Genomic DNA, 24,147 nt, shown 5'->3' with positions numbered 1-24,147 from the left:
CTGTACAATCACCACATCCCGCAGAAGGCGCTGCACCATCAATCACCGATTGCGATGATGAAAGAATGGCAGACCAAGCGTCCTGAGTTATTTACCAAGCGGGTAGTCAATCACACGGGACCCGACACGTAGGCCTAGACAAGCCACAACGCGATGGAGGGGATAAACGTGATCACCAATAGCGCCAGGATCATCACCGCCACCCAGGGAACGATCGCCCTTGATAGCGCCTCGAATCGAATATTACCCACCTGCGCCGCCATGAACAGATTGGCCCCCAACGGCGGTGTAACGAAACCGATGGCGAGGTTGACGATCATAACGATCCCGAAGTGCACCGGGTCCACCCCCAGCTTGACGACCACAGGCAAGAGAATCGGCGTCAAGATCACGATCGCCGCCAACGTTTCGAGGAATGTCCCCACCACTAGCAACAACAGGTTAATCATCAAAAGAATCAATAACTTGTTATCGGTTAACCCCAAGGAAAACTCGGCAATGGTGGCCGGAACCTGCTCCAGGGCCATGATGCGCCCGAAGGCCACCGAAGCACCAACGATGACCAGAACCGCAGAGACCAATAACGCTGACTCCAGCATCACCTTAGGCACCCGGGAAAGCGGCAGTTCCTTATAGACGAATACACTGAGCACCAAACCATACACGGCAGCGATCGCCGCCGACTCGGTTGGCGTGACTAAGCCAGAATAGATACCTCCCAGCACAAGCGCCGGCATCAGCAGTGCAAGCTTGGCCCGGCGAAGCGCGTCCCACTTTGCCGACCAGGAGCTATCCACCGCCACGAAACCGAAGTCCCGGCGCCGCGACTGAAAGACATTGAAGGCAATCAATATTAGGGCCACCAGGACACCAGGCAGAATACCGGCAATAAACATCGACGTTACCGATACGCCTGCGGTCACGGCATAGACGATCATCACCACGCTGGGAGGAATCATCACACCAAGTCCCCCTGCTGAAGCGACCATTGCCCCGGCATAGGCACGATCATAGCCATGAGCACACATCGCCGGAATCATTGCCAGCCCAATGGCTGCCACAGTCGCGGACCCGGTTCCGGAAATGGCGGCAAAGAACAAGCAAGCTACGATGGTGACGGTGCCAAGCCCCCCCGGCATATTTCCGAAGAAAGCCTTGGCGACACACAGCAGGCGATCCGAAATCCCCCCCTGGCTCATCAGATTACCAGCCAGCGTAAACAGCACCACCGCCAAGAGGGTGTATGAGTTAAGGCCGCTGACCAGCCCCAGCGCAAAAAACTTCAGATCGAGAAACGGCAGTGTAAAGATAGTCAGCACACTGGCGGCTCCCAGGGCGATACCGATTGGTACGCCCACGATCACCAGCAAGGCCAGGCTCCCGAACAAGACTGCTATTGTCATGGTTCTACCCTCGTCACATCGCGGCCACCAAGCGTAGCGACGATATTCGCCAGCAATCGCAATACACTTAGCACGGCACCCACCAGAATCGAGGCGTAAAGAGCACCCACGGAAATCTCCAGAGCCGGCGCGATCTGCCCCCGCGACACGGCTTCAATAGTGATGAGGTAGCCATAGTAAGCCACCATCACCGAGTAGATGAGGAAGATGACATCGGCCACGACCAGTGCCACCTTCTGCCCCCTTTGAGGCAGCAGCTTGAGAAACACCGTGACTCTCAGATGCCGCTGCTCCTTGATGCAGTAGCTGATGCCTAGATACACCATCCATACGAATAGATAGCGCGCCAACTCACCGGCCCATGGCAGCGTGGTATCGAACATCCGAAGCACCACATTGGTGAAGATCAAGGCAACGATCAACGAGACCGCCACAACAATGAGCGAGGGCTCGAACCTGCGCTCTATCCATCGAATAGCATTCATGGGTTAGCTCTCTACAGCTTGTGCTCCTTAACCGGGAGGAAAGAGCGCGCCGAAATCAGATATGGGACATGAAGTCGGTGTAGAACTCATTTCCGACGCGTTCGATGATGGTCTCATCCACAGCATCATTGAGAGCTTCGCCGAGAGCCGCCTTGACGTCGTCACCGACTGCATTGAACTCAAGCCCCTCTGCCTCTAGCAGTGCGACGGTGTCGCGATTCTGCTGCTGAGTAAGATCCCTCTGTAGAGCGACGGTTTCTTCCGCGGCGGCATTGATGATGGCACGAGATTCGTCATCCAACGCTTCCCAGAACGACCGGTTGGCAAACCAGATTTCAGTGGTATAGATATGGCCAGTCAGGGACACGTAGTCCTGAGCCTCGAAGAAGCGTTCGATATAAATGGAGGACAAGGCACTTTCCTGACCATCGATCAGGCCCTGCTGCAGCGACGTATAGATCTCGCCCCAATCCAAGGGCATCGGCGCCGCGCCGGCTGCCCTCCAGGCCTCGATTTGCGCTGGGTTGGAAGCGGAGCGCATGCGCAGGCCCTGAAAGCTCTTGAGAGAATCCAGTGGTTCGGTGCTGGTCGAGAAATGACGAAAACCACGCTCAAAGAAGCCTATGCCTTGCAACCCCTTGTCGGCCATGGCCTTGGACAGCATATTGCCACCCTCGCCATCCAACACTAGCCGGGCATGGGCCTCGTCATCGAAAAGATAGAAATGGTCGAGCACGCTAAGCTCGGGCACCACCGATGTCAGCAGTACCGACGCCCCCATCGTCATCTGCAGGTTCCCCGATTGCACCAGTTCCGTCATTTCATTGACGCTGCCGATTTGGCCCCCGGGGTAGAGTTTGACCTCGATATCACCCTCGGATGCCTCCTCGACGCTCTCCTGGAAATGCAACAAGGATTGATGGATGGGGGAAGATTCAGGAGTGGCGTGACCGATGCGGATCACCGTGTCGGCTAGAGCCGGCCCGGCACTTGTCATCAGGCAGGCGGTCAGCACGAGGCTCGAAGAGATGGTGGGTTTCATACCGGACCCTCAGCATTAGACATTTTTATGAATACGTATTCATTCAATGGCAAGCATATATGGTCCCCCCCCCCTAGCCGCAACTCGACCATAGTCGGCTCCGTAGGTCCGGCGAATGCTCGTGGCCACCGACGACGCACTCGCCGGAATCGACACTGGCGCCGCTCTCCAAGGAACCCGACCGCGAGCTGTTCCCGCGCCGTCTAGACGGCTACAGGCCAGGCAGGCCTCACCTGTGTTACCCGCCGCACACCGGGCAGGCGGGGTCCCGGGGCACGCGGAAGTGTCGCCACTGGCCGCTGAGGCCGTCGAAGGTGGAAAGCCCCTCGTGCACCCGACCGGCTCGGGCGAGCAGTTTCACCGCTTCGAGCGCCTGGAAACAGCCGATCAGGCCGACCAATGGGGCCACCACGCCGTTCTCGGCACAGCGCAGCTCCTCGTCGCCGCCCTCTCCCGGGGGATACAGGCAGGCATAGCAGGGGCTCGCCGGATCGCGCGGGTCGAACACCGCGAGCTGTCCGGAAAAGCGGATCGCCGCCCCGGAGACCAACGGCACGCCGGCGGCCCGGCAGGCAGCGTTGATGGCGTAGCGACTCTCGAAGCGGTCGGTGCAATCGAGCACCACGTCGGCATCGGACACCGCGGCGGCCAGCGTCTCGCCGACCAGGCGCTCTGTGAGCGCCTGGATCTCACAGTCCGGGTTGACCGCCAGCGCGGCCTCGCGGGCCGACTCGGCCTTGGCACGCCCCAGGTCGGCCATGCCATGAGCCACCTGTCGCTGCAAGTTGGAGAGCTCCACCACGTCGTCATCGGCAATGCTCAGACGACCGACCCCGGCCGCGGCCAGATACAGGGCCACCGGCGAGCCCAGTCCGCCGGCGCCGATCACCAGCGCATGGCCGGCCAGCAAGCGCTCCTGGCCGGCGATATCGATCTGCTCGAGCATGATCTGGCGGCTGTAGCGCAGCAGCGCCTCGTCGTTCATGTCGCTCACTTGTCCTCGAACTCCTCGACGTCGGGCACGTAGAGGGAGAACTCCTCCTTGACCTCTTCCATCACCACGTAGCTCTTGGATTCCTTCACGCCCGGCAGGGTCAGCACCACCTCGCCGAGCAGCTGGCGATAGGCAGACATTTCCGGGATTCGACACTTGAGGATGTAGTCGAACTGCCCCGACACCAGGTGACACTCCTGGATCTGCGGCAGCTTGGCCACCGCACGGCGAAACTCGTCAAACACTGAAGGCGACTGCGTCTCCAGACTGATTTCGACGAACACCAGCAGGTTGGCCTTCAAGGCTCGCGGGTCGAGCAGCGCCTTGTAGCCACGGATCACGCCGGAGCGCTCGAGGCGTTTGACGCGCTCGAGGCAGGGGGTGGTGGAAAGCCCGACCTGAGAGGCCAGGTCGACGTAAGAGATACGGGCATTGTCCTGCAGGCAGCGCAGGATCTTGAGGTCGATACGGTCGAGCGAACGGGTCTTGGTTTTCATTGTGGTCCAGGTGCGTCGATCGGGCCGCCGCCGCATGTTCCTCTGAAAATCACCGAAAAACGGCGTGCTCTTGGAATGCATGCATGAATAGTCGGCGACGGCTGGCGTTTTTTTCTGTTTTTAGGTGTACCACACCACGCCGGGGCGGCTCCAGTCCGCTCCTCAACGTCGCCCCAGGCTGACCCGCTCACGCCCGCCCAGATCGGGCCGGCTATCTACCTCGCGATAGCCGGCCTCAGCGAGTGCCTCGCGCACCGCAGCCCCCTGCCCCGCGCCGTGCTCCAGCATCAGCCAGCCATCGGGGGCCAGGTAGGCCAGGGCCTCGTCGACCAGATGCCGCAGGTCGGCCATCCCCTCGTCGGCCGCCACCAGGGCGCTACGCGGCTCGAAGCGTACGTCGCCACGCGCCAGGTGCGGGTCGGCGTCGGCGATGTAGGGCGGATTGGACACGATCAGCTCGAAGCGCTCGCCGCCGCTTTCCTCCTCCACTGCCGCGAACCAGTCGCTGACGAAAAAACGGGCGTTGTCGATGGCGAGCCGTGCGGCATTGCCGCGGGCCAGGGCCACCGCTTCGGCGCGCAGGTCGACGCCGGTCACTCGCCAGTCCGGCCGCTCGCTGGCGAACGCCAGGGCCACCGCGCCGGTACCGGTGCCCAGGTCGAGCAGCCGCCCGCTCTCGCCGGCCACGGCCAACGCCGCCTCCACCAGGGTCTCGGTGTCCGGACGCGGGATCAGGGTCGCCGCCGAGGTGGCGAGCCGAAGCCCCCAGAACTCACGCTCGCCGGTCAGGTGCGCGACCGGATGGCCGGCCTCGCGCTCGGCGATCAGCGCCTCGAAGCGCGCCTCGGCCTCGGGATCGGCCTCGCGGTCGCCCCAGGTGTAGAGCCAGGTGCGATCGACCTCGAGCACGTGGCACAACAGTACCTCGGCATCGAGCCGGGCACTCGGCGAGCCGGCGGCCGCTAGATGCTGGGCGGCGCGGGCCAGCAGCAGATCGAGACGCATCAGGCCTCCTGCTGCAGGGCGGCCAACTGGTCGGCCTGGTGCTCCTGGATCAGCGGCTCGATCACCTCGTCGAGCTGCTCACCGCCGATCACTTCACTGAGCTTGTAGAGGGTCAAGTTGATGCGATGGTCGGTCACCCGGCCTTGAGGGAAATTGTAGGTGCGGATGCGCTCGCTGCGATCGCCGGAACCCACCAGCGAGCGGCGCTCATCGGCTTGCTGCTGCCGCTGGCTGTCCTGGGCCGACTGCTTGAGGCGCGCGGCGAGCAGCGACATGGCCTTGGCGCGATTCTTGTGCTGGCTGCGCTCTTCCTGGCACTCCACCACCATCCCGGTGGGCAGGTGGGTGATACGGATCGCCGAGTCGGTGGTGTTGACGTGCTGACCGCCGGCGCCGCTGGAACGAAAGGTGTCGACGCGCAAATCATTCTGGTTGATATCGACGTCACCCACCTCGTCGGCCTCGGGCATCACCGCCACCGTACAGGCCGAAGTGTGAATACGGCCCTGAGACTCGGTAGCCGGCACGCGCTGCACCCGATGGGCACCGGACTCGAACTTGAGCCGCCCATAGACCCCCTCGCCCTTGATGCGCGAGATGATCTCCTTGTAGCCGCCCTGATCGCCATGGCTGGCGCTGACCACTTCTACCCTCCAGCCATGCTGCTCGGCGTAGCGGGAGTACATGCGAAACAGGTCGCCGGCGAACAGCGCGGCCTCATCGCCGCCGGTGCCGGCACGGACCTCCAGGAAGACGTTGCCAGCATCGTCCGGATCGCGGGGAATCAGCAATTGCTTGAGGCGGCCCTCGAGCGCTTCGAGACGTGCCCGCCCCTCGTCACGTTCGAGCTCGGCCATCTCGCGCATGTCGGCATCGGCGTCGCCGATCAGGGCCTCGGCGGCCTCAATGTCGCCCTCCACGCCACGATGCTCGCGCCAGGCCTCCACCAGCGGTTCGAGCTCGGCGTACTCGCGCGAGTAGTCACGGAAGCGGGCCTGGTCGGCGATCACCTCGGGGTCCGCCAGCAGGGCAGCGAGCTCCTCGAAACGCTCGGCGAAGGCGTCGAGGCGCTGACGCAGGGAAGCTTTCATCAAGGATGTCCTATCGGGAAGTGTCGGAAGAGTCGTCGAGCAGCAGCGCCGTGGCAGCGGTCAGCAACTCGCGTCGTTCGTCGCTGGCGGCCTCGCGCAGGGCGACCGTGGGTCGGTGCAGCAGCCGATTGGTGAGCTGGTGGGCCAGGCGGTTCACCACCGCCTCTGGATCCTCGCCGCGCGCCAGGCGCTCCAGGGCCTGGTCCCGGGCCTGGTCACGCAGCGCCTCACCCCGGGCGCGCACGTCGCGAATCAGCTCGCCGCCGCTGCGCAGGCGACGCTCGTGCTGCCAGCGGTCGACGCCATGCTCGATCAGCGACTCGGCCTGGTCGGCGGCCACCTGGCGATGGCGGCGATTCTCTTCGATGACCTCCTCGAGATCGTCGACGGTATAGAGGAAGACGTCGGAGAGCTCGCCCACTTCCGGCTCGATGTCGCGAGGCACGGCGATGTCGACCATGAACACCGGCCGATGACGGCGCCGCTTGAGCGCGCGCTCCATCATCCCCTTGCCGAGGATCGGCAGCGGCGCAGCGGTGGAGGAAATCACGATATCGGCCTCGACCAGCGCCTCGGGGATCTCATCGAGGGTGATGGCCTCGCCCCCCAGCGGCCCGGCCAGCTGTTCGGCGCGTTCGCGTGTCCGATTGGCCACCGTCAGACGACGCACGCCCGCCTCATGAAGATGGCGTGCCACCAGTTCGATGGTCTCGCCGGCACCGATGAGCAGCGCCGGCGAGCGTGAAAAATCGTCGAAGATGCGACTGGCCAGACTGACCGCGGCATAGGCCACCGATACCGGATTCTTGCCGATGCCGGTCTCGGTACGCACGCGCTTGGCCACGGCGAAGGTCTGCTGGAAGAGGCACTCCAGCTCGCCGCCCATTCCCCGGGCGCGGCGGGCGACTTGATAAGCCTCCTTGAGCTGGCCGAGAATCTGCGGCTCACCCAACACCATCGAATCGAGTCCAACGGCCACCCGCATCAGGTGGCGCGCGGCCTCGTCGTCCAGATAGTGATAGGCACAGCGCGTCAGCTCGTCCACCGCCAGGCCGTGAAAACGCCCCAGCCAGGCCAGAATGGCCCGTTCGCCGGCCTCGTCGATGACGCAATACAGCTCGGTGCGATTGCAGGTGGACAGGACAGCAGCCTCCTGCACCTCGGGCAGCCCGCGCAGCTCGGCCAGTGCGGCTTCGAGCTGCGCGGGCGTGAAGGCAACCTGCTCGCGCACCTCGATGGTGGCGGTCCGATGATTGATTCCCAGGGCAAGCAGCGTCATGCGTGTCGGCGTCTTCGCGATAGTGATCCAGCGTTGTCGGGCGGCACGCGGCGAGGCGTCGCCACCGCTCCACGGCGCCACATTCTACCACAGGCCATCGCCGCACGGCGCCCCGACACGTCGTGTCGCTTTGCCCCACGCAGTCAAGCCGTTATGCTGGCGTCTCGACCGACATCAAGAGACTGGCATGCCCTGCGGACCCTCCAAGACGCACCTCTGTCGACGCCCCCTTGCCGCCCTCGGTCTGGCCATCGCGCTCGGCGGTTGCCAGAGCCTTTCCGGCGCCACGTCCGCGGCGCCGGCAGAGGATCCGCTAGCCGGCGCCCCTCCCATCACTCGCGGCCTTGACGCCGAGGGGCTGTCGACGCTGCTGGTGGCAGAGATCGCCGGCCAGCGCGGCGACTACCGCCGGGCCACAATCGGCTATCTCGACACCGCCGAACGCTATAGCGCTCCTGAGTTGGCCGAGCGCGCGGCCCTGGCTGCCCGCTTCGACGAGGATCCAACGCTGCTCGAGGAGGCTGCTCGCCGCTGGCAGGACCTGGATCCCGGCAGCCAGGCGCCGGCCCGTCTGCGGGCCAGCCTGGCCGTGCAGCGTGGCGACTGGGCAACCGCCCTGGAACAGCGTTTGACGCTGCTTGAAGAGGGCGGCGACGGCGACCTGCTCGAGTTCGTGGAAGGGGCCCTGGACGCCGGGGCATCGCCGGCCCCGCTGCTCGCCCGGCTGCGCGAAGCGGCGCCCGCAACCGACGACCCGGTGGACATCGAACTGGCCATGGCACTGCTGGAGGCGAGCGTGGACGAACCAGCCGCGGCGCGCCGCCGCCTGGACCGCCTCGCCGATCGCTATCCCGAACGCCCCGAGGTATGGCGTATCGGGGCCGAGATCGCGCTAGTGGCCAACGCTGCGGAGCGCGCCCGCACCGCGGCCCGGCGCGGGCTGGATCTGACCCCAGGCGATCCGCGCCTGATGCTGGTCCTGGCCCGCGCCGAGATCCGCCTGGGCAACCTGGCCGCGGCAGAGTCCACCACCAATGCCCTGCTCGACGATCACGGCGATCGGCCGCAGCTGCGCATGGCCCTGGCGCGCCTGTACCTCGAGGAGAACCACCCCCCGGCGGCACGCCGCCTGCTGCTGCCGCTCGTGGAAGAAGACAACACGCCGAACGTGGTCTTCCTGCTGCTGGGCGGTATCGCCGAGGAGCAAGGCGAGGTCGACAACGCCCTCCTCTATTATCGCCAGGTGCCCCCGGGCGATAATTTCCTGCTCGCCCGGGCGAGCGCCGCCCGCATGCTGATCGCCGACGACCGGCTGGTCGACGCCCGAGCCTTTCTGCGCAAAGAGCGCCTGGATCACCCCGACATCGCTTCCCAGCTGACTTCTCTGGAAGTCGAGCTGCTCGACGCTGCCGGCGCAAGGGAGCAGGCCAATGCCCTGCTCGACAGCCGCCTCGCCCGCCACCCCCATGATGCCCAGCTGCGCTATCAGCGCGCCATGCGTGCCTATCAGGACGGCGACCTGGCCGCCATGGAGGCCGACCTCCGGACCATCATCGAGAACGACCCCGGCAATGCCAACGCCCTGAATGCCTTGGGCTACACCCTCGCCGACGAGGACGTCGAGGGGCGACTGGAAGAGGCCAGGTCGCTGATCGAACGCGCCCTGGCGATCGAGCCGGAGAATCCGGCGATCATCGACAGCCGAGGCTGGGTCGAGTACCGACTCGGCAACCCCGAGGCGGCCCTGCCTTGGCTGGAGCGCGCCTGGGCGGCCATGCCCGACCAGGAGGTTGCCGCCCACCTGATCGAAGTGCTGTGGGCGCTGGGCGAACGTGAACGGGCCCGCGAGCTGATGACCATCGCCGTGGAACGTTTCTCGCCCCGCCCACGCATCGACGAACTACTCGAGCGCCTGCCCGCGCTCGCCCCCTGACGCCTCGCGACGGAGAGGGACCCCGAACATGCGACCCCCGAAGCCTTACCTGCTACCCGGCCTGGCCCTGGCCCTGCTGCTGGGCGGCTGCGCCGCCCGAACGCCTGCTCCCGACACCGCACGCAGCGTCGATGACTGGCAAGCCCAGAAGGTGCGACTGGAAGCCATGCAGACCTGGGAGCTGACCGGCAAGGCCGGCCTGCGCACCCCCGAGGACAGCACCAGCGCCAACCTCGACTGGAACCAGACGCCCTATCACTTCCGCTTGCTGCTCAGCGGGCCCTTCGGCAGCGGCCGAAGCGTGCTTGAGGGGCGCGCAGGACGCGTCTCGCTGACCACCGGCGAAGGACGCTTCGAGGCCGAGAGCCCTGAGGCGCTGATGGAGCAGCGACTCGGCTGGTCGCTGCCGGTCGCCGCGCTGAGCGACTGGGTCCGCGGCCTGCCCGCCGACGACCGCCCGCACCAGTTGAGCCGCGACGCGCGCGGCTTCCCGGCACGCCTGGAGCAGGATGGCTGGACCATCGATTACCAGGACTGGATGCGCGTCGAGGACCTGTGGCTGCCGCGCCGCATGAAGATGCAGTACGGCGACCTCAACGTCACCCTGGTGGTGACCCGCTGGCAGCCTGAGACCACCGATGTCTGACGCCGGCCGCCTGATCCTGCCCGCGCCGGCCAAGCTCAACCGCATGCTGCATATCACCGGCCGGCGCGCCGACGGTTACCACGAGCTGCAGACGCTGTTCCAGTTCCTCGACCACGGCGACACCCTGACGCTGGCCCCTCGCGACGACGGCGGGCTACGCCTGTCGCCGACGCTTTCCGGCGTCGATGAGGCGGACAACCTGATACTGCGCGCCGCGAGAACGCTGCGCGAGGCCACCGGCTGCCGGCAAGGCGCCGACATCCACCTCACCAAGCGCCTGCCGCTGGGCGGTGGCCTGGGGGGTGGCAGCAGCGACGCCGCCACCGCCCTGCTGGGCCTCGATCGACTGTGGGGGCTCGAGCTGACGCTCGACGCCCTGGCCGAGCTCGGCCTCTCCCTTGGGGCCGACGTGCCGGTGTTCGTGCGCGGCCACGCCGCCTGGGCCGAGGGCGTGGGCGAGCAGCTGACGCCGGTGGAGCTCGACACTCCCTGGTTCGTGGTCGTCCACCCCGGCGTGAGCGTCGCCACGTCGGCCGTGTTCCAGGCGCCAGAATTGACACGCGACACCCCCCCGATTACCATGGCGCGCGCACTTCAGGGGGGAACGGCGAGCTGGCGCAACGACTGCGAGCCCACGGTCCGGGTACTGCATCCCGAGGTCGAGATCGCGCTCGATTGGTTGAGCGACCGGGCACCGGCCATGCTGACCGGAACCGGCGCCTGTGTCTTCGCCCGGCTGGACCGTGAAGCCGATGCCGCGGCACTGCTGGCAGAAATGCCACGCCGTTGGACGGCCTTCAAGGCCCGGGGGCGGAATCGCTCTCCTCTCCATGATGCTCTGGATCGATGATCGACCTCTCCATGATGTCGGCATGACTCGATCCGGCACGGTAAAGGTTGCTGGGGTATAGCCAAGCGGTAAGGCAGCGGTTTTTGGTATCGCCATGCGCAGGTTCGAATCCTGCTACCCCAGCCATTTCCCTTCCGGACGATCCGATCCGAACCCTGATGTCCCAACACTGCAAAGGTGGCTGCGCGTGTCAAAATTGATGGTTTTCGCCGGGAACGCCAATCCCGAACTCGCCCAGAAGGTCGCCGAGAGCCTGGACAACCGGCTGGGCAATGCCACGGTCGGCCAGTTCAGTGACGGCGAAGTCGCGGTCGAGATCAACGAGAACGTGCGCGGCAAGGACGTCTTCGTCCTGCAGCCCACCTGTGCCCCGACCAACGACAACCTGATGGAAATGATCCTGATGGTGGACGCCCTGCGCCGGGCTTCCGCCAGCCGGGTCACCGCCGTGGTGCCCTACTTCGGCTATGCCCGTCAGGACCGTCGCGTGCGCTCCGCCCGAGTGCCGATCTCGGCCAAGATCGTCGCCGACATGATGGTCAAGGCCGGCGTCGACCGGGTGATGACCATGGATCTGCACGCTGACCAGATCCAGGGCTTCTTCGACGTGCCGGTGGACAACGTCTACGGCTCGCCGATCCTGCTCGACGACATCGAGCGCCAGAACTATGACGACCTGGTGGTGGTCTCTCCCGACGTGGGCGGCGTGGTTCGTGCCCGAGCCATCGCCAAGCAGCTCAACGCCGACCTGGCGATCATCGACAAGCGCCGCCCCCAGGCCAACCAGGCCCAGGTGATGCATATCATCGGCGAGATCGACAACCGCACCTGCGTGGTGGTCGACGACATGATCGACACCGCCGGCACCCTGTGCAAGGCCGGCGAAGCCCTCAAGGATCACGGCGCGCGCCGTGTGGTGGCATACGCTACCCACCCGATCCTTTCCGGCCCCGCCGTCGACAACATCACCAGCTCGGTGCTCGACGAGGTGGTGGTCACCGACACCATCCCGCTGTCCGAGACCGCACGCCGCAGCGGGCGCATCCGCCAGTTGAGCGTGGCCGGGCTGATCGCCGAGGCGATCCGCCGGGTCAGCAACGAGGAATCCGTCAGCGCCATGTTCCACTAGGCACCGTCAGCGGAACATCGCGCGGATACGTGCCCCGGCTCGCCGGGGCGAATGGAACCACCGCCGTCTGGTCGCGGGCGTCGGTGGATTCCTTACTTCAAGCAAGAGGCAAACTCATGTCCGATTACACTCTCTCAGCCAGCGTTCGTAACGACCTGGGGAAAGGTGCGAGCCGCCGCCTGCGTCGTGCGAACGAGCAAGTCCCGGCCATCATCTATGGTGGCGAGCAGGCTCCCCAGCCGATCTCCGTCGACAAGACGTCCTTCTACAAGGCGATCGAGGAAGAGGCCTTCTTCTCTTCCGTGATCACCCTGCAGCTGGACGGCAAGGCCCAGCAGGTCGTGGTGCGTGACCTCCAGCGTCACCCCTACAAGCCGCTGGTGACCCACGCCGACTTCATGCGCATCGATGCCACCCACGAGATCACCATGCGCGTGCCGCTGCACGTGGTGAATGCCGAGACCGCCAAGGGCGTCAAGGACGAAGGTGGCGAGCTGCACGTCCTGGCCAACGAGGTCGAAGTCAGCTGCCTGCCGAAGGACCTGCCGGACTACCTGGAAATCGACGTCGCCGACGTCGCCCTGGGTACCACCCTGCACCTGTCCGACCTGAGCCTGCCGGCCGGCGTGACCGTGGTCGAGCTGACCCACGGCGAAGACCATGACCATGCGGTGCTGAGCATCACCCAGGCCAAGGTCCGCGGTGGCGAAGCCGAGGAAGGCGAAGAAGGCGAGTCCGCCGAGGGCGGCGCCGAAGGCGAGGGCAGCGCCGAGTAATTCGGTGTTGCCAGGGCCGCGCCATCTGGCGCGGCCCGCGTCATCCCGATCAAGCGCTCCGGCGCTTGATTTTTTTTGTGGCCCGCCAGCATCGCGGCCATCCCGCGGATCGCCGATACGGGGCGTCATCGCCCGTTCCAGAAGATTGTTTGGAGGCAGTGAAGATGAGTCAGGTCAAAGCCATCATCGGACTGGCCAACCCCGGCGCCGAGTACGAGTCCACCCGCCACAATGCCGGCGCCTGGCTGCTCGACACCCTGCTGCGCCAGGCCGGCGGCGAGCTGCGCCCGGACAAGAAATTCCTCGGCCGCTATGCCCGCATCCGGCTGGACGGCCAGGAACTCCATCTGCTCGAGCCCACCACCTTCATGAATCGCAGCGGCGGCGCCGTGGCGGCACTGGCGAAGTTCTTCAAGCTCGCCCCCGACGAGCTGCTGGTCGCCCACGACGAGCTCGACCTGCCGCCGGGCACGGCCCGCTACAAGACCGGCGGCGGCCACGGTGGGCACAACGGCCTGCGCGATATCATCCGGGCACTGGGCAACGACAAGGGCTTCCACCGTCTGCGCATCGGCATTGGCCATCCCGGTGACGCCCGCCAGGTCACCAACTACGTGCTGGGACGCCCTGGCAAGACTGAGCGAGGCGCCATCGACGCGGCCATCGACGAGTGCCTGGCCACCCTGCCCCAGGCCGTGGCCGGCGACTGGACGAAAGCCATGCAGCGGCTGCACAGCTTCAAGGGATAAGAGGAGAGGGGGAAGAAGGAAGAGCGACGCTGTCGCGCCTTGATGCGCTAAGTTGAGCAGCTACCTTACCTCTTCCTTCTTCCCTCTTCTGGCTCGCCCCGATGGCATCTCTTAGAATGGCGAACGGCTCTGCCCTCGCCTTCCGGCACACCAATTTCAGGTACATCTTATGGGTTTCAACTGCGGTATCGTCGGCCTGCCCAACGTCGGCAAGTCCACCCTCTTCAATGCCCTGACCAAGTCGGGCATCGACGCCGAGAACTTCCCGTTCTGCACCATCGAGCCCAACGTCGGCATCGTGCCGATGCCGGACCCGCGTCTCGACCGGCTGGCCGAGATCGTGAAGCCCGAGAAGGTCATCCCGACCACCATGGAGTTCGTCGACATCGCCGGCCTGGTGGCGGGCGCCTCCAAGGGCGAGGGTCTGGGCAACCAGTTCCTGGCCAACATCCGTGAGACCCAGGCCATCGCCCACGTGGTGCGCTGCTTCGATAACGACAACGTCATCCACGTGGCCAACGAGGTCGATCCGCGGGCCGATATCGAGACCATCAATCTCGAGCTGGCGCTGGCCGACCTGGACACCGTCGATCGCGCCATCCAGCGCCTGGTGCGCGTGGTCAAGGGCGGCGACAAGGAGGCCATCGCTACCAAGGCGATCCTCGACCGCATCCAGCCGCACCTGGCCGAGGGCCAGCCGCTGAGAAGCGCAGGCCTCGACGACGACGAGCAGCGCCAGCTCAAGAGCTTCGGCTTCCTGACCCTCAAGCCGACCATGTACATCGCCAACGTCAACGAGGACGGGTTCGACGACAATCCCTATCTCGAGACGGTCAAGGCCATCGCCGCCGAGGAAGGCGCCGTCGTGGTGCCGGTGTGCAACCAGATCGAGGCCGAGATCGCCGAGCTCGACGACGAAGAGCGTGCCATGTTCCTCGACGAGATGGGCATGCAAGAGCCTGGCCTGGACCGCGTGATTCGCGCCGGCTACGAGCTGCTGGGCCTGCAGACCTACTTCACCGCCGGGGTGAAGGAAGTGCGCGCCTGGACCGTCAAGGTCGGGGCCACCGCCCCCGAGGGCGCCGGCGTGATTCACACCGATTTCCAGAAGGGCTTCATCCGTGCAGAGGTGGTGGCCTACGACGACTTCGTCTCTCTGGGCGGCGAGCAGGGTGCCAAGGATGCCGGCAAGTGGCGTCTGGAAGGCAAGGACTACGTGCTCAAGGACGGCGACGTGGTGCACTTCCGCTTCAACGTCTGATGCCCTGTCCCGGACAGACGGCTTCCTGCGACACCGGCCCAGCGCCGGTGTCGCCTAGCTTCCGATCGGCCATGCCGCCATGTTAGAGGACCCTATCCTCACCAGGCCGATCTTCGCCCTGGCTCACGACTATCGGCACGGCTCACGCGTCGCGCGACACCAGCACGGCCACGCACAGCTCCTGCACGCCTTGAGCGGTGTCGTCACGGTGAATACCGAAGCCGGCACCTGGGTAGTACCTCCCGGGCGTGGCGTCTGGGTCCCCGCCGGAGTGGCACATGATCTAAAGATCGCCGGCCAGGTAAGAATGCGCACCTTGTTCGTGGACCCACTGGCTCGCGCCGATCTTCCGGAAAGTTGCCGAGTAGTAGACATCTCACCGCTGCTACGCGAGCTGATCGTCACGGCCATGGAGATCGACCACTCCTATGCGCTTGGTGGACGGGACGAGCGAGTCATGGAACTCATCCTCGACGAGCTCCGGGTGTTGCCCATTCTGGCCCTGAACGTGCCATCACCAGGCGACCCCGTGCTCGCCGAGCTCTGTCGACGCCTCAGGGAGACCCCCGGTGAAAGCTGGACGCGCCAGGCCGCGGCCGAATCCATAGGCTTGAACGACAAGACCCTGACGCGGCTGTTTCAACGCGAAACAGGTTTAAGTTTCGTTCAGTGGCTACGCCGACTGCGCCTGCTGATGGCACTGGATTCGCTGGCCGCCGGACACAGCGTCCTCGATGTTGCCCTGGATCTTGGCTATGAGAGCCCCAGCGCCTTTACCGCCATGTTCCGGCGCACGCTCGGCGTGCCTCCCAGCTTCTACGTCGGCAAGGAGCCAGCCCACGGTGCCAACTCGCCCGCCTGGCGCACCTAGGTTCTCTGACGGATCATCAACAATCTCGCGGCCGCACCCAGAAGAGCGCGGATCGCCGCACCGGTCGAGTCTCCCTCGACAGCAACGCCGAAACGATGATTGCCATCTTCATCCCGACACTCCACGTAAGCCACGGCACGACTCTCGGTATCGCCCCCCAAGCTATGTTCCTGATAGTCGACGATATCCAGCCGGAGATCGAGCGGACCACGCAGGCTATCGACTACGCTCTCCAGCACACCACCACCGCGCCCCTGAAGCGCCAGCGTATGCCCGGCATGACACAGCAGCCCTTCAAAGCATTGGACGCGAGAGTCATCCCCATCCCCAGCACCTGTGATGCGATAATCCCCAAGTCCCATCAAAGGAGTCCCATGCAGCCCGTAGGTCTCACGAAATAACTGCCAGATTCGCGCTGAGTCGAGCTCTCGACCGCTGGCATCCGAGTCGCGCTGTACCAGGCGACTGAATTCCATCTGCAGGCGGCGCGGCATTCTCAGCCCGTGGTCTTGCTCCAGCAGCCAGGCCACCCCTCCCTTTCCGGACTGGCTGTTCACGCGAATCACTGCTTCATAGCTTGCCCCCACATCGGCAGGATCCAATGGCAGATACGGCACCTGCCAGCAACCCTCAGGATCACTGGCGCGAGCGGCAAAGCCCTTGCGAATCGCGTCCTGGTGCGAGCCGGAAAAAGCCGTAAAGACCAGCTCACCTGCATAAGGATGTCGCGGATGCACCGGCAGCTGATTGCACGACTCCACCACCCTGACTACCTCCGCCATATCAGAAAAATCGACGCCTGGGTCGATACCCTGGGTATAGAGGTTGAGCGCCAGGGTGACGAGATCGACATTGCCCGTCCGCTCACCGTTGCCGAACAGGCATCCCTCGACGCGCGCCGCACCCGCCAGTTGCGCTTGCTCGGCACACGCGACACCGGTTCCACGATCATTATGAGGGTGCACGCTGATCGTGATATGGGAAAGATCGGAAAAGTGTCGTATGAACCACTCGATCTGATCGGCGTAGACGTTGGGGGTCGCCACTTCCACGGTCGCCGGCAGATTGAGAATCAAGGGCCGCTCCGCCGAGGGTTGCCAGGCCTGACACACCGCCTCGCAAATCTCCAGGGCAAACTCCGGCTCGGTAAAGCAGAAGGTCTCGGGCGAGTACTGGTAGATCCATTCCGTCTCCGGCTGCGCCTCGCACAGCTCACGGATCAGCCGAGTCCCGCTAACCGCCATGTCGATCGTGGCCTGCCGACCCTGGGAGAAAACCAGCTCACGGAATACCGGCGCAGTCGCGTTATACAGGTGCACGATGGCACGAGGCGCTCCTCTCAACGCCTCCAGAGTATCTCGTATCAGGTCCTCCCTGGCCTGTGTGATGACCTGAATCCAGACGTCGTCGGGGATACTGCCCCCATCGATGAGCCCACGGACGAAGCTGAAGTCGGTCTGGGACGCTGCGGGAAAGGCGATCTCGATTTCCTTGTATCCCAGCCTGACCAGCAGATCAAAGAACTGACGCTTGCGCTCGATGCCCATGGGTTCGATCAGTGCCTGATTGCCATCTCGCAGATCGGTGGAGCACCAACGCGGAGCAACCTCGAGTCGACGCGATGGCCAGCGACGATCAGGCAACTCGATGGAAGCAAAAGGACGGTACTTACGTTCGGGATGTTTCAGCATCTAGGGTTCTCCTCGTCAAAGAACCATCAGCTTCCCCCTTCCCTATCGAGACTTCGCCAGCGTACGAGACGGCCTTCGTCGCGAAATGGACAGGCATCGCACAACCGCCATCCGCAGCTCATCTTTCAATTTGACAAGAACGGCAAAAACAGTAGAATACGCCCCCGTTGTCCGGCTACGTAGCTCAGTTGGTTAGAGCACATCACTCATAATGATGGGGTCCCCTGTTCGAGTCAGGGCGTAGCCACCAAACATCGAAAAGCCCGCCTGGTTCGCCAGGCGGGCTTTTTTGGCTTCGGGCTTCGGTGGATCCTCGAGAGGGGCTTCGGGCAGCCAGGCTATTTGCAGCTCGCCGCCCGTAGCTCGTAGCTCGCCCCCGACCTCAGGGCAGCTCGCGGCGATCGACGAAGGCGGTGAGCACTCGGGTCAGGTGCGCCACGTCCTTGGCACCCGCGGTCTCGCGGATCGAGTGCATCGCCCACTGCGGCACCCCCACATCCAGGGTCGGCACACCGAGCTCGGTGGCGGTGATCGGCCCGATGGTGCTGCCACAGCCCATGTCGGCTCGAGTCACGAAGGTCTGCACCGGCACCTCGGCCTCTCGACACAGCGTCTTGAACAGGGCCGCGGTGGCACTGTTGGTGGCGTAGCGCTGATTGGCGTTGACCTTGATCACCGGCCCCTCGTTGAGCGCCGGGCCGTGCGCGGCATCGTGCTTGTCGAGGAAATTCGGGTGAAGGGCGTGGGCGTTGTCGCAGGAGATCATCCTGGAGGCCTGGATCAGGCGGATATAGCCCTCTTCAGTGGCTTCGCCCAACTGGGCGTTGACCCGGCGCAGCACGTCGCACAGGAAAGGTCCCTGGGCGCCGCAGGCGCTGGCACTGCCCACTTCCTCATGGTCGTTGGCGACCAGCACCGCGCCCTGGGTGCCGTCGCTCCCCAGCAGCGCCTCGAGGCCGATGAAGCACGACAGCAGGTTGTCGAGCCGCGCCGAAGCGATCAGCTCGCCTTCCACGCCGACCCGAGACGGCGGCTGCATGTCATGGAAGCCCAACTCGAAGTCGACGATCTCGACGTTACCGAGACCATGCTCGGCCTCAAGCCAGGTCCGCAGGAGCCGGTCCAGGTCGGCCGATTCGCCGCCCTGCAGGAACACTGGCGCCATCTGGGTCTGGGCGTTGATCGCGCGCCCATTATTGGCCTCACGATCGAGGTGGATCGCCAAGCTGGGGATGATCGCCACGGCGCGTTCGACGTTGAGCAGCACGCCCTCCAGACGCCCATCGGGATGACGCACATGGAGGCGACCGGCGAGCCCCAGGTCGCGGTCATACCAGGGTGCCAGCAACGCGCCGCCGTATACCTCGACGCCGAGCTGCAGCCAACCGGCAGACGCCTGCGGTGCATGAGGCTTGAGGCGCAGCCCAGGGCTGTCGGTATGAGCACCGATCATGCGCAGCGCCGACAGTGGCTCGCGGGGCAGCTGCAGGACAATGATCGAGGAATCGTTGCGCGTGACGTAGACCCGCTCGCCCGGTGCCAGCTGCCAGGCCTGGGTCTCGTCGAGACGACGGAAGCCGGCTGCCTCGAGGCGATCGGCCATGCGGGCCGTGGCATGCCAGGGAGTGGGCGAACGGCGCAGGAACTCGAGCAATCGCTCGAGCGTGGCATCCTCAGACATGAAACTCCTCTCGGTGTCGCATCTTGGGGTCATGGGAACTCGACCGAGCTGCTACAATGGCGGTTCTGTCTTTGCAACTCGTGAGCCAAATCACGGTCTGGACGCTAGAGTGTACATGAATCCGGGAGTGCTTCATCGATGAGCCTGTTTGTGACCCTGGGTCGTACCGCGGCCCTGGCCCTGCTGCTGGGCACCGGCCCGGCCCAGGCGGCAATTGCCGCCACCGACGCCCAGCGCCAGGCCGCCGTGGAAGTGGCCGAATCGCTGCGCTATGGCCACTACGCGGACGTAAGCCTCGACGACGACTGGTCGCGGCAGGCCTTCGAGCGCTACCTGGACCTGCTCGATGGCCAGCGAGCCTACCTGCTGAAGCGCGACGTGGATGCCTTCGATAACCTGTCGACCAGCCTGGACGACGCCATCCTGGACGGTGAGCTGGCGCGTCCCTACGCCCTCTACCAGCGCTATCAGGAGCGCGCCGAGGCTCGCCTCGAATGGCTGCTCGACCGCCTGGATGACGGCCTCGACTTCCGCTTCGACGGCCATCAGCGCATGGCGCTCGACCGCGAGGACGCAAGCTGGCCGCAGCACGAATCGGCGCTGGATGACCTCTGGACCAAGCGTCTCGAGAACGCCGCGCTGACGCTGTCGCTCAGCGACCAGCCCCCCGAAGAGATCGAGGACACCCTGCGCCAACGCTACGAAAACCAGCTGACGCGCCTGCATCAGACCAACGCCGAGGACGCCTTCGGCCTGCTCATGGCCGCAGTAACCGGTAGCATCGATCCTCACAGTGAATACCTGTCACCGCGCCAGAGCGAGTCCTTCGACATCCAGATGAAGCTCTCACTGGAAGGCATCGGCGCCCTGCTCCAGGCGGACGGCGAGTACGTCAAGGTCGCCAGCCTGGTGCCCGGTGGCCCCGCCGAGAAGGCCGGCGCGCTCAAGCCCGCCGACCGCATCGTGGGCGTCGGCCAGGAAGACGAGGAGATGATCAACGTGGTCGGCATGCGGCTGGACGACGTGGTCGACATGATCCGCGGCCCCAAGGGCTCGGTTGTCCGTCTTGACATCATCCCCGCGCAGGCCGTCGACACCACCCGCTCCAAGGTCATCGAGATCACCCGAGACACCGTCAAACTGGAGGACCAGGCCGCTCATAGCGAAGTCATCGAGATCAACCGCGACGACGGCGTACATCGTCTGGGAGTCATTGATGTACCGACCTTCTACGTTGACTTCGACGCCTGGCAGGCCGGCGAGCCCGACTACCGCAGCACCACCCGCGACGTGGCCAAGGAGATCGAAAGCCTCAAGGCCCAGCAAGTGGAAGGCATCGTACTCGACCTGCGCGACAACGGCGGCGGCGCCCTCCAGGAAGCCAACTCGATGATCGGCTTGTTCATCGACCGCGGCCCGACCGTCCAGGTGCGCGATGCCCAGGGACGCATCAGCCTGTACGGCGACACCGAAAGCGGCACGCTCTACGACGGCCCGTTGGCCGTACTGGTCAACCGCCTGTCGGCCTCGGCCTCGGAAATCTTCGCCGGTGCCATTCAGGACTATGGCCGCGGCCTGGTCGTCGGCAGCGACACCTTCGGCAAGGGCACGGTGCAAACCCTGGACGAACTCAGCCACGGCCAGCTCAAGCTGACCCGCGCCAAGTTCTATCGCATCTCCGGCGAGAGTACCCAGCACCGCGGCGTCACCCCCGACATTCTCTTCCCGAGCCTGGTCGACCCGGAAACCATCGGCGAAAGCAGTCTCGACAACGCCCTGGCCTGGGATCGGGTGCGTCAGGTGCAGTATCGTCGCTATGGCCAGCCGGAGCGCTATCTGGAAACGCTGCGCGAGCGCCACCGTCGACGCGCCGATGACCATCCCGACTTCCGCTACCTGGAGCGGGAGGCCAAGCTCGCCGACCGGCTGCGCGAACAGCACACCAGCGTCAGCCTCAATCGCGAGCAGCGCCAGCGCGAGGCCGAGGCACAGGAAGCCGAACAGCTGGCCCTGGAGAACCAGCGGCGAGAAGCGCTCGGCCTGACGCCGCTGGAGGATTGGGCCGACGCCCGTGACGAGGATACCGAGGAAGCCCAGCCCATCGATCGGGCCCAGGTCGTGGAAAGCGCCGAGATCCTGCTCGACTACGCTCGACTGGATCATGGCCTGCGGCTCGCCGACTACGACGATTGACCCCTCTCCTGCCAACACACGACGCCGGGCCATGCGCCCGGCGTCGTCGTTTCAATGCACCTATTCATACGAAAAGAGCCGACACGCACCACACGAACAGGGCAGACAGGCACGACGATAGCCGGCAAGACGCCGGAGAGATCATGACGAGCGGGGTGGAATCAGAAAGAAGCGCAGAAGATCAGCGCAGGAAGCGAGAGAAAGGCATTGGCTCCCCGAACAGGACTCGAACCTGTGACCCAATGATTAACAGTCATTTGCTCTACCAACTGAGCTATCGGGGAACGTTCATGCGCGCCCAAGAGGGCTGAACTGCAAGCCCTGGCGGGCTGAAAAGGCAAGCTGGCTCCCCGAACAGGACTCGAACCTGTGACCCAATGATTAACAGTCATTTGCTCTACCAACTGAGCTATCGGGGAATGACCTTCAGCTTGTACTACCTTGGTGCTCGTTGCTCTGGGACGAAGCTGGCTCCCCGAGCAGGACTCGAACCTGCGACCCAATGATTAACAGTCATTTGCTCTACCAACTGAGCTATCGGGGAATGGCCTCGAGCACGGGGCGTAGTATACGGATCCGCTTGTAAACGTCAAGAGCCAGATCCCGTCCCTCGGAAAGCAAGACGCCCGCCAGGCGCTGGGCCGGACGGGCGTCTCATGCTGTCCTGGTGGCTACGCCCTGACTCGAACAGGGGACCCCATCATTATGAGTGATGTGCTCTAACCAACTGAGCTACGTAGCCATTTTCTGCGCTGCGAAGACCGAGGCCTCGGCAACGGGGGAGAATTATGCACGGCGGCTCGCCCCAAGGCAAGTCCGCCGTCCGCCCCCATCTGTCAGAGAGACAGCGCCTGCTTGACCGCCGGCAGACCCGGCTCGCCATCGGCGGTGGTCACGCCGTCGAGCCAGCCGTCGAGCACCTGGGGATGGGCCTGCAGATAGCCGCGCGCGGCCTCACGCGGGTCGGTCCCCTCGTCCATGATCTCGCCCATCAGCTGATTCTCCATCTCCAGGGTGAAGGAGAGATTGTTCAGCAGTGCCCCCACGTTGGGGCAGGCATCGGCGTAGCCGGCACGGGTGTTGGTATAGACGGTGGCGCCGCCGAGGTTGGGACCGAAATAGTCGTCGGCACCTTCCAGGTAGGCGATGTCGAAGTTGGTGTTCATCGGATGCGGCTCCCAGCCCAGGAACACCATCCACTTCTCGTCCGGCTCGCGGGCCCGCAGCTCGGCCAGCATGCCGGCCTCACTGGAATCCACCAGCTGCCAATCTCCCAGGCCGAAGGCGTCATCGTCGATCATGTCCTGGATCAGCTGGTTGCCGTCGTTGCCGGCCTCAATGCCGTGCAGCGTGGCATCGAACTGCTCGGCGTGCTCGTTCAGGTCGGCCACCGAGGTCACCCCAGCGTCATGGACGTACTGCGGCACCGCCAGGGTGTACTTGGCCCCCTCCAGGTTGGCACCGAGGCGATCCACCTGGCCTTGCTCGACGTAGGGATCGCTGATCGAGGCCATGGACGGCATCCAATTGCCGAGAAAGACATCGAAGTCGCCGTTTTTCATTCCCGAGTAGGCGATGGGCACCGAGACGGTGTCGACCCGGGTCTCGTAGCCGAGCGCCTCGAGCACCTCGGTGGTCAGGGCGGTCGTCGCGGTGATGTCCGTCCAGCCCACTTCGGCGAAGCGAACCGGCTGGCAGCCCTCCTCGGCGGCCATCAGCGGTGAGGCGGAAAGCGCCAGTGCAGTGGTCGCCAGGCCCATGGTCATCTTGTTCATCGCGTGTCTCCCTTGGGTTGGACAATGAGTATAGTTTGATAGAAATTTCGGCTTGCCATTTTTTTATTGATTGAACGTTCAATAAAAAAATGGCAAGCTGTAGCTATCTTAACCATGCTCCAAGGCATGGTTGCAAGACGAACCCCGGGAGAGGAGTCAGCAAAGTGCCCAAGGTTGGTATGGAGCCCATCCGTCGCCAGCAGCTGATCAAGGCCACCATGGCGGCCATCGACGAGGTCGGCCTGGCCGACGCCACGGTGGTGCGCATCGCCCGACACGCCGGCGTGTCCGCCGGCATCATCAGCCACTACTTCGGCGGCAAGGACGGCCTGCTGGAAGCGACGATGCGCCAGATCCTCAACGATCTGGGGGAAGCGGTGGCGTCACGCCGCCGTGCGCTGACCACCGACGCTCCCGAGGCCCACCTGGCGGCGATCATCGACGGTAACTTCGATCGCAGCCAGGTCACCGGGCCAGTAGCCAAGACCTGGCTGGCCTTCTGGGCCAGCAGCATGCATCGCCCGGCGCTCGAGCGGCTGCAGAACGTCAACGATCGACGGCTGTACGCCAATCTCAGCCACCAGTTCCGGCGCCTGCTGCCCAAGGAGCAGGCTCGCGATGCCGCACGTGCCCTGGCCGCCCTGATCGACGGCCTGTGGCTGCGCGGCGCCCTGACGCCTGAGGGGCTCGACACCGACCGCGCTCGACGGCTGGCCCGTGAATATCTGGAGCAACTGCTCAAGGCACATGGCCTGGGCATACGACATCCCGAGACCCTCTCACTCGAGTCCTGATC

Annotated in this window: 21 protein-coding genes, 6 tRNA genes and 1 pseudogene; 13 read left to right on the top strand and 15 right to left on the bottom strand. The window is 64.7% G+C overall.

All coding sequences use genetic code 11. From position 1 onward, the window contains the following. Positions 1 to 132 (top strand): annotated as a pseudogene (locus ACGTN6_RS13985) (IS481 family transposase); the annotation flags it as partial. Between the two features lie 2 nt (positions 133 to 134). Here ACGTN6_RS13985 and ACGTN6_RS13980 read toward each other — a convergent pair. The 8 genes from ACGTN6_RS13980 to hemA form a co-directional block, all read right to left on the bottom strand. Beyond that, a complete protein-coding gene (locus tag ACGTN6_RS13980) occupies positions 135 to 1,403 on the bottom strand; it encodes a TRAP transporter large permease (RefSeq protein WP_394592497.1) in 1,269 nt (422 codons plus the stop codon). Next, positions 1,400 to 1,888, bottom strand: a complete 489-nt coding sequence (locus ACGTN6_RS13975; protein WP_394592495.1) for a TRAP transporter small permease — start codon at positions 1,886 to 1,888, stop codon at positions 1,400 to 1,402. Before ACGTN6_RS13975 ends, ACGTN6_RS13980 begins: the two co-directional genes overlap by 4 nt. A 55-nt stretch (positions 1,889 to 1,943) precedes the next feature. Next, positions 1,944 to 2,930 (bottom strand): TRAP transporter substrate-binding protein, encoded by a 987-nt coding sequence (locus ACGTN6_RS13970; RefSeq protein ID WP_394592493.1) that lies wholly within the window; start codon positions 2,928 to 2,930, stop codon positions 1,944 to 1,946. 238 nt (positions 2,931 to 3,168) lie between these two features. Further along, the gene (locus ACGTN6_RS13965) at positions 3,169 to 3,915 is read right to left on the bottom strand and encodes a HesA/MoeB/ThiF family protein (protein WP_394592510.1); all 747 of its coding nucleotides are present in this window, start codon (positions 3,913 to 3,915) and stop codon (positions 3,169 to 3,171) included. Positions 3,916 to 3,920: 5 nt separating this feature from the next. Next, entirely contained in the window at positions 3,921 to 4,421 is a 501-nt protein-coding gene (locus tag ACGTN6_RS13960; RefSeq protein WP_183389523.1) for an Lrp/AsnC ligand binding domain-containing protein, read from the bottom strand. A gap of 162 nt (positions 4,422 to 4,583) precedes the next feature. Continuing rightward, on the bottom strand, positions 4,584 to 5,426 hold the full coding sequence (gene prmC / locus ACGTN6_RS13955; RefSeq protein ID WP_394592491.1) for a peptide chain release factor N(5)-glutamine methyltransferase: 843 nt from the start codon (positions 5,424 to 5,426) through the stop codon (positions 4,584 to 4,586). Next, positions 5,426 to 6,517 carry a peptide chain release factor 1 gene (gene prfA / locus ACGTN6_RS13950; RefSeq protein WP_394592489.1) on the bottom strand — a complete coding sequence of 364 codons (1,092 nt, stop codon included), beginning with the start codon at positions 6,515 to 6,517 and terminating at the stop codon, positions 5,426 to 5,428. The genes prmC and prfA overlap by 1 nt, the downstream gene beginning before the upstream one ends. A gap of 10 nt (positions 6,518 to 6,527) precedes the next feature. Continuing rightward, positions 6,528 to 7,796 (bottom strand): glutamyl-tRNA reductase, encoded by a 1,269-nt coding sequence (gene hemA, locus ACGTN6_RS13945; RefSeq protein WP_394592487.1) that lies wholly within the window; start codon positions 7,794 to 7,796, stop codon positions 6,528 to 6,530. Between the two features lie 187 nt (positions 7,797 to 7,983). Between hemA and ACGTN6_RS13940 the strand changes: the two genes are divergently transcribed. The 9 genes from ACGTN6_RS13940 (at position 7,984) to ACGTN6_RS13900 (ending at position 16,011) form a co-directional block, all read left to right on the top strand. Continuing rightward, entirely contained in the window at positions 7,984 to 9,729 is a 1,746-nt protein-coding gene (locus ACGTN6_RS13940) for a tetratricopeptide repeat protein (protein ID WP_394592485.1), read from the top strand. Between the two features lie 28 nt (positions 9,730 to 9,757). Then, positions 9,758 to 10,375 (top strand): lipoprotein insertase outer membrane protein LolB, encoded by a 618-nt coding sequence (lolB, locus tag ACGTN6_RS13935; RefSeq protein WP_394592483.1) that lies wholly within the window; start codon positions 9,758 to 9,760, stop codon positions 10,373 to 10,375. Further along, positions 10,368 to 11,225: a 4-(cytidine 5'-diphospho)-2-C-methyl-D-erythritol kinase gene (gene ispE / locus ACGTN6_RS13930; RefSeq protein ID WP_394592481.1), complete on the top strand. Its 858-nt coding sequence runs from the start codon at positions 10,368 to 10,370 to the stop codon at positions 11,223 to 11,225. Before lolB ends, ispE begins: the two co-directional genes overlap by 8 nt. A 51-nt stretch (positions 11,226 to 11,276) precedes the next feature. Further along, positions 11,277 to 11,351, top strand: a tRNA-Gln gene (locus tag ACGTN6_RS13925). Between the two features lie 61 nt (positions 11,352 to 11,412). After that, the gene (locus tag ACGTN6_RS13920) at positions 11,413 to 12,354 is read left to right on the top strand and encodes a ribose-phosphate diphosphokinase (RefSeq protein WP_183389529.1); all 942 of its coding nucleotides are present in this window, start codon (positions 11,413 to 11,415) and stop codon (positions 12,352 to 12,354) included. A 116-nt stretch (positions 12,355 to 12,470) separates the two neighbouring features. Further along, a complete protein-coding gene (locus tag ACGTN6_RS13915) occupies positions 12,471 to 13,130 on the top strand; it encodes a 50S ribosomal protein L25/general stress protein Ctc (protein ID WP_394592479.1) in 660 nt (219 codons plus the stop codon). A 164-nt stretch (positions 13,131 to 13,294) separates the two neighbouring features. Beyond that, complete coding sequence (pth, locus tag ACGTN6_RS13910; RefSeq protein WP_394592477.1) at positions 13,295 to 13,879, top strand: aminoacyl-tRNA hydrolase; 585 nt, start codon at positions 13,295 to 13,297, stop codon at positions 13,877 to 13,879. A 169-nt stretch (positions 13,880 to 14,048) separates the two neighbouring features. Further along, complete coding sequence (gene ychF, locus ACGTN6_RS13905; protein WP_394592475.1) at positions 14,049 to 15,140, top strand: redox-regulated ATPase YchF; 1,092 nt, start codon at positions 14,049 to 14,051, stop codon at positions 15,138 to 15,140. A 79-nt stretch (positions 15,141 to 15,219) separates the two neighbouring features. Continuing rightward, entirely contained in the window at positions 15,220 to 16,011 is a 792-nt protein-coding gene (locus ACGTN6_RS13900; RefSeq protein WP_394592473.1) for an AraC family transcriptional regulator, read from the top strand. Here the strand turns inward: ACGTN6_RS13900 and leuA are convergent. Further along, on the bottom strand, positions 16,008 to 17,702 hold the full coding sequence (leuA, locus tag ACGTN6_RS13895) for a 2-isopropylmalate synthase (RefSeq protein WP_394592471.1): 1,695 nt from the start codon (positions 17,700 to 17,702) through the stop codon (positions 16,008 to 16,010). The two genes, ACGTN6_RS13900 and leuA, sit on opposite strands and share 4 nt — an antisense overlap. Positions 17,703 to 17,875: 173 nt before the next feature. On the opposite strand from leuA, the gene ACGTN6_RS13890 reads away from it, so the two are divergent. Continuing rightward, a tRNA-Met gene (locus ACGTN6_RS13890) sits at positions 17,876 to 17,952 on the top strand. 132 nt (positions 17,953 to 18,084) lie between these two features. On the opposite strand, the gene ACGTN6_RS13885 is transcribed toward ACGTN6_RS13890, so the two are convergent. Continuing rightward, complete coding sequence (locus tag ACGTN6_RS13885) at positions 18,085 to 19,383, bottom strand: M18 family aminopeptidase (protein ID WP_394592469.1); 1,299 nt, start codon at positions 19,381 to 19,383, stop codon at positions 18,085 to 18,087. A gap of 138 nt (positions 19,384 to 19,521) precedes the next feature. Between ACGTN6_RS13885 and ACGTN6_RS13880 the strand changes: the two genes are divergently transcribed. After that, positions 19,522 to 21,576, top strand: a complete 2,055-nt coding sequence (locus ACGTN6_RS13880) for a carboxy terminal-processing peptidase (RefSeq protein WP_394592467.1) — start codon at positions 19,522 to 19,524, stop codon at positions 21,574 to 21,576. Between the two features lie 208 nt (positions 21,577 to 21,784). Here ACGTN6_RS13880 and ACGTN6_RS13875 read toward each other — a convergent pair. From ACGTN6_RS13875 to ACGTN6_RS13855, 5 genes are all read right to left on the bottom strand, one after another. After that, positions 21,785 to 21,860: transfer RNA gene (locus ACGTN6_RS13875), tRNA-Asn, on the bottom strand. A 59-nt stretch (positions 21,861 to 21,919) separates the two neighbouring features. Further along, positions 21,920 to 21,995: transfer RNA gene (locus tag ACGTN6_RS13870), tRNA-Asn, on the bottom strand. Between the two features lie 49 nt (positions 21,996 to 22,044). Beyond that, positions 22,045 to 22,120: transfer RNA gene (locus ACGTN6_RS13865), tRNA-Asn, on the bottom strand. Between the two features lie 121 nt (positions 22,121 to 22,241). Next, positions 22,242 to 22,318 (bottom strand) — tRNA-Met (locus ACGTN6_RS13860). Positions 22,319 to 22,412: 94 nt separating this feature from the next. Next, on the bottom strand, positions 22,413 to 23,351 hold the full coding sequence (locus tag ACGTN6_RS13855; protein WP_394592465.1) for a choline ABC transporter substrate-binding protein: 939 nt from the start codon (positions 23,349 to 23,351) through the stop codon (positions 22,413 to 22,415). Positions 23,352 to 23,515: 164 nt separating this feature from the next. Between ACGTN6_RS13855 and betI the strand changes: the two genes are divergently transcribed. Further along, positions 23,516 to 24,145, top strand: coding sequence for a transcriptional regulator BetI (gene betI / locus ACGTN6_RS13850; protein WP_394592463.1), 630 nt, complete (start codon positions 23,516 to 23,518; stop codon positions 24,143 to 24,145). Positions 24,146 to 24,147: the final 2 nt, after the last annotated feature.

It is taken from the genome of Halomonas sp. B23F22_20 (genome assembly GCF_043496985.1).
Classification (GTDB): Bacteria; Pseudomonadota; Gammaproteobacteria; order Pseudomonadales; family Halomonadaceae; genus Halomonas.
Note: the sequence above shows the minus strand (reverse complement) of the source record. Positions and strands in the feature narration are given on the sequence as shown.

Bases quoted from the DNA above. Each gene is read 5' to 3' on its own strand.
- ACGTN6_RS13980 (WP_394592497.1), bottom strand. From the start codon at position 1,403: ATGACAATAGCAGTCTTGTTCGGGAGCCTGGCCTTGCTGGTGATCGTG.
- ACGTN6_RS13975 (WP_394592495.1), bottom strand. From the start codon at position 1,888: ATGAATGCTATTCGATGGATAGAGCGCAGGTTCGAGCCCTCGCTCATT.
- ACGTN6_RS13970 (WP_394592493.1), bottom strand. From the start codon at position 2,930: ATGAAACCCACCATCTCTTCGAGCCTCGTGCTGACCGCCTGCCTGATG.
- ACGTN6_RS13965 (WP_394592510.1), bottom strand. From the start codon at position 3,915: ATGAACGACGAGGCGCTGCTGCGCTACAGCCGCCAGATCATGCTCGAG.
- ACGTN6_RS13960 (WP_183389523.1), bottom strand. From the start codon at position 4,421: ATGAAAACCAAGACCCGTTCGCTCGACCGTATCGACCTCAAGATCCTG.
- prmC (WP_394592491.1), bottom strand. From the start codon at position 5,426: ATGCGTCTCGATCTGCTGCTGGCCCGCGCCGCCCAGCATCTAGCGGCC.
- prfA (WP_394592489.1), bottom strand. From the start codon at position 6,517: ATGAAAGCTTCCCTGCGTCAGCGCCTCGACGCCTTCGCCGAGCGTTTC.
- hemA (WP_394592487.1), bottom strand. From the start codon at position 7,796: ATGACGCTGCTTGCCCTGGGAATCAATCATCGGACCGCCACCATCGAG.
- ACGTN6_RS13940 (WP_394592485.1), top strand. From the start codon at position 7,984: ATGCCCTGCGGACCCTCCAAGACGCACCTCTGTCGACGCCCCCTTGCC.
- lolB (WP_394592483.1), top strand. From the start codon at position 9,758: ATGCGACCCCCGAAGCCTTACCTGCTACCCGGCCTGGCCCTGGCCCTG.
- ispE (WP_394592481.1), top strand. From the start codon at position 10,368: ATGTCTGACGCCGGCCGCCTGATCCTGCCCGCGCCGGCCAAGCTCAAC.
- ACGTN6_RS13915 (WP_394592479.1), top strand. From the start codon at position 12,471: ATGTCCGATTACACTCTCTCAGCCAGCGTTCGTAACGACCTGGGGAAA.
- pth (WP_394592477.1), top strand. From the start codon at position 13,295: ATGAGTCAGGTCAAAGCCATCATCGGACTGGCCAACCCCGGCGCCGAG.
- ychF (WP_394592475.1), top strand. From the start codon at position 14,049: ATGGGTTTCAACTGCGGTATCGTCGGCCTGCCCAACGTCGGCAAGTCC.
- ACGTN6_RS13900 (WP_394592473.1), top strand. From the start codon at position 15,220: ATGTTAGAGGACCCTATCCTCACCAGGCCGATCTTCGCCCTGGCTCAC.
- leuA (WP_394592471.1), bottom strand. From the start codon at position 17,702: ATGCTGAAACATCCCGAACGTAAGTACCGTCCTTTTGCTTCCATCGAG.
- ACGTN6_RS13885 (WP_394592469.1), bottom strand. From the start codon at position 19,383: ATGTCTGAGGATGCCACGCTCGAGCGATTGCTCGAGTTCCTGCGCCGT.
- ACGTN6_RS13880 (WP_394592467.1), top strand. From the start codon at position 19,522: ATGAGCCTGTTTGTGACCCTGGGTCGTACCGCGGCCCTGGCCCTGCTG.
- ACGTN6_RS13855 (WP_394592465.1), bottom strand. From the start codon at position 23,351: ATGAACAAGATGACCATGGGCCTGGCGACCACTGCACTGGCGCTTTCC.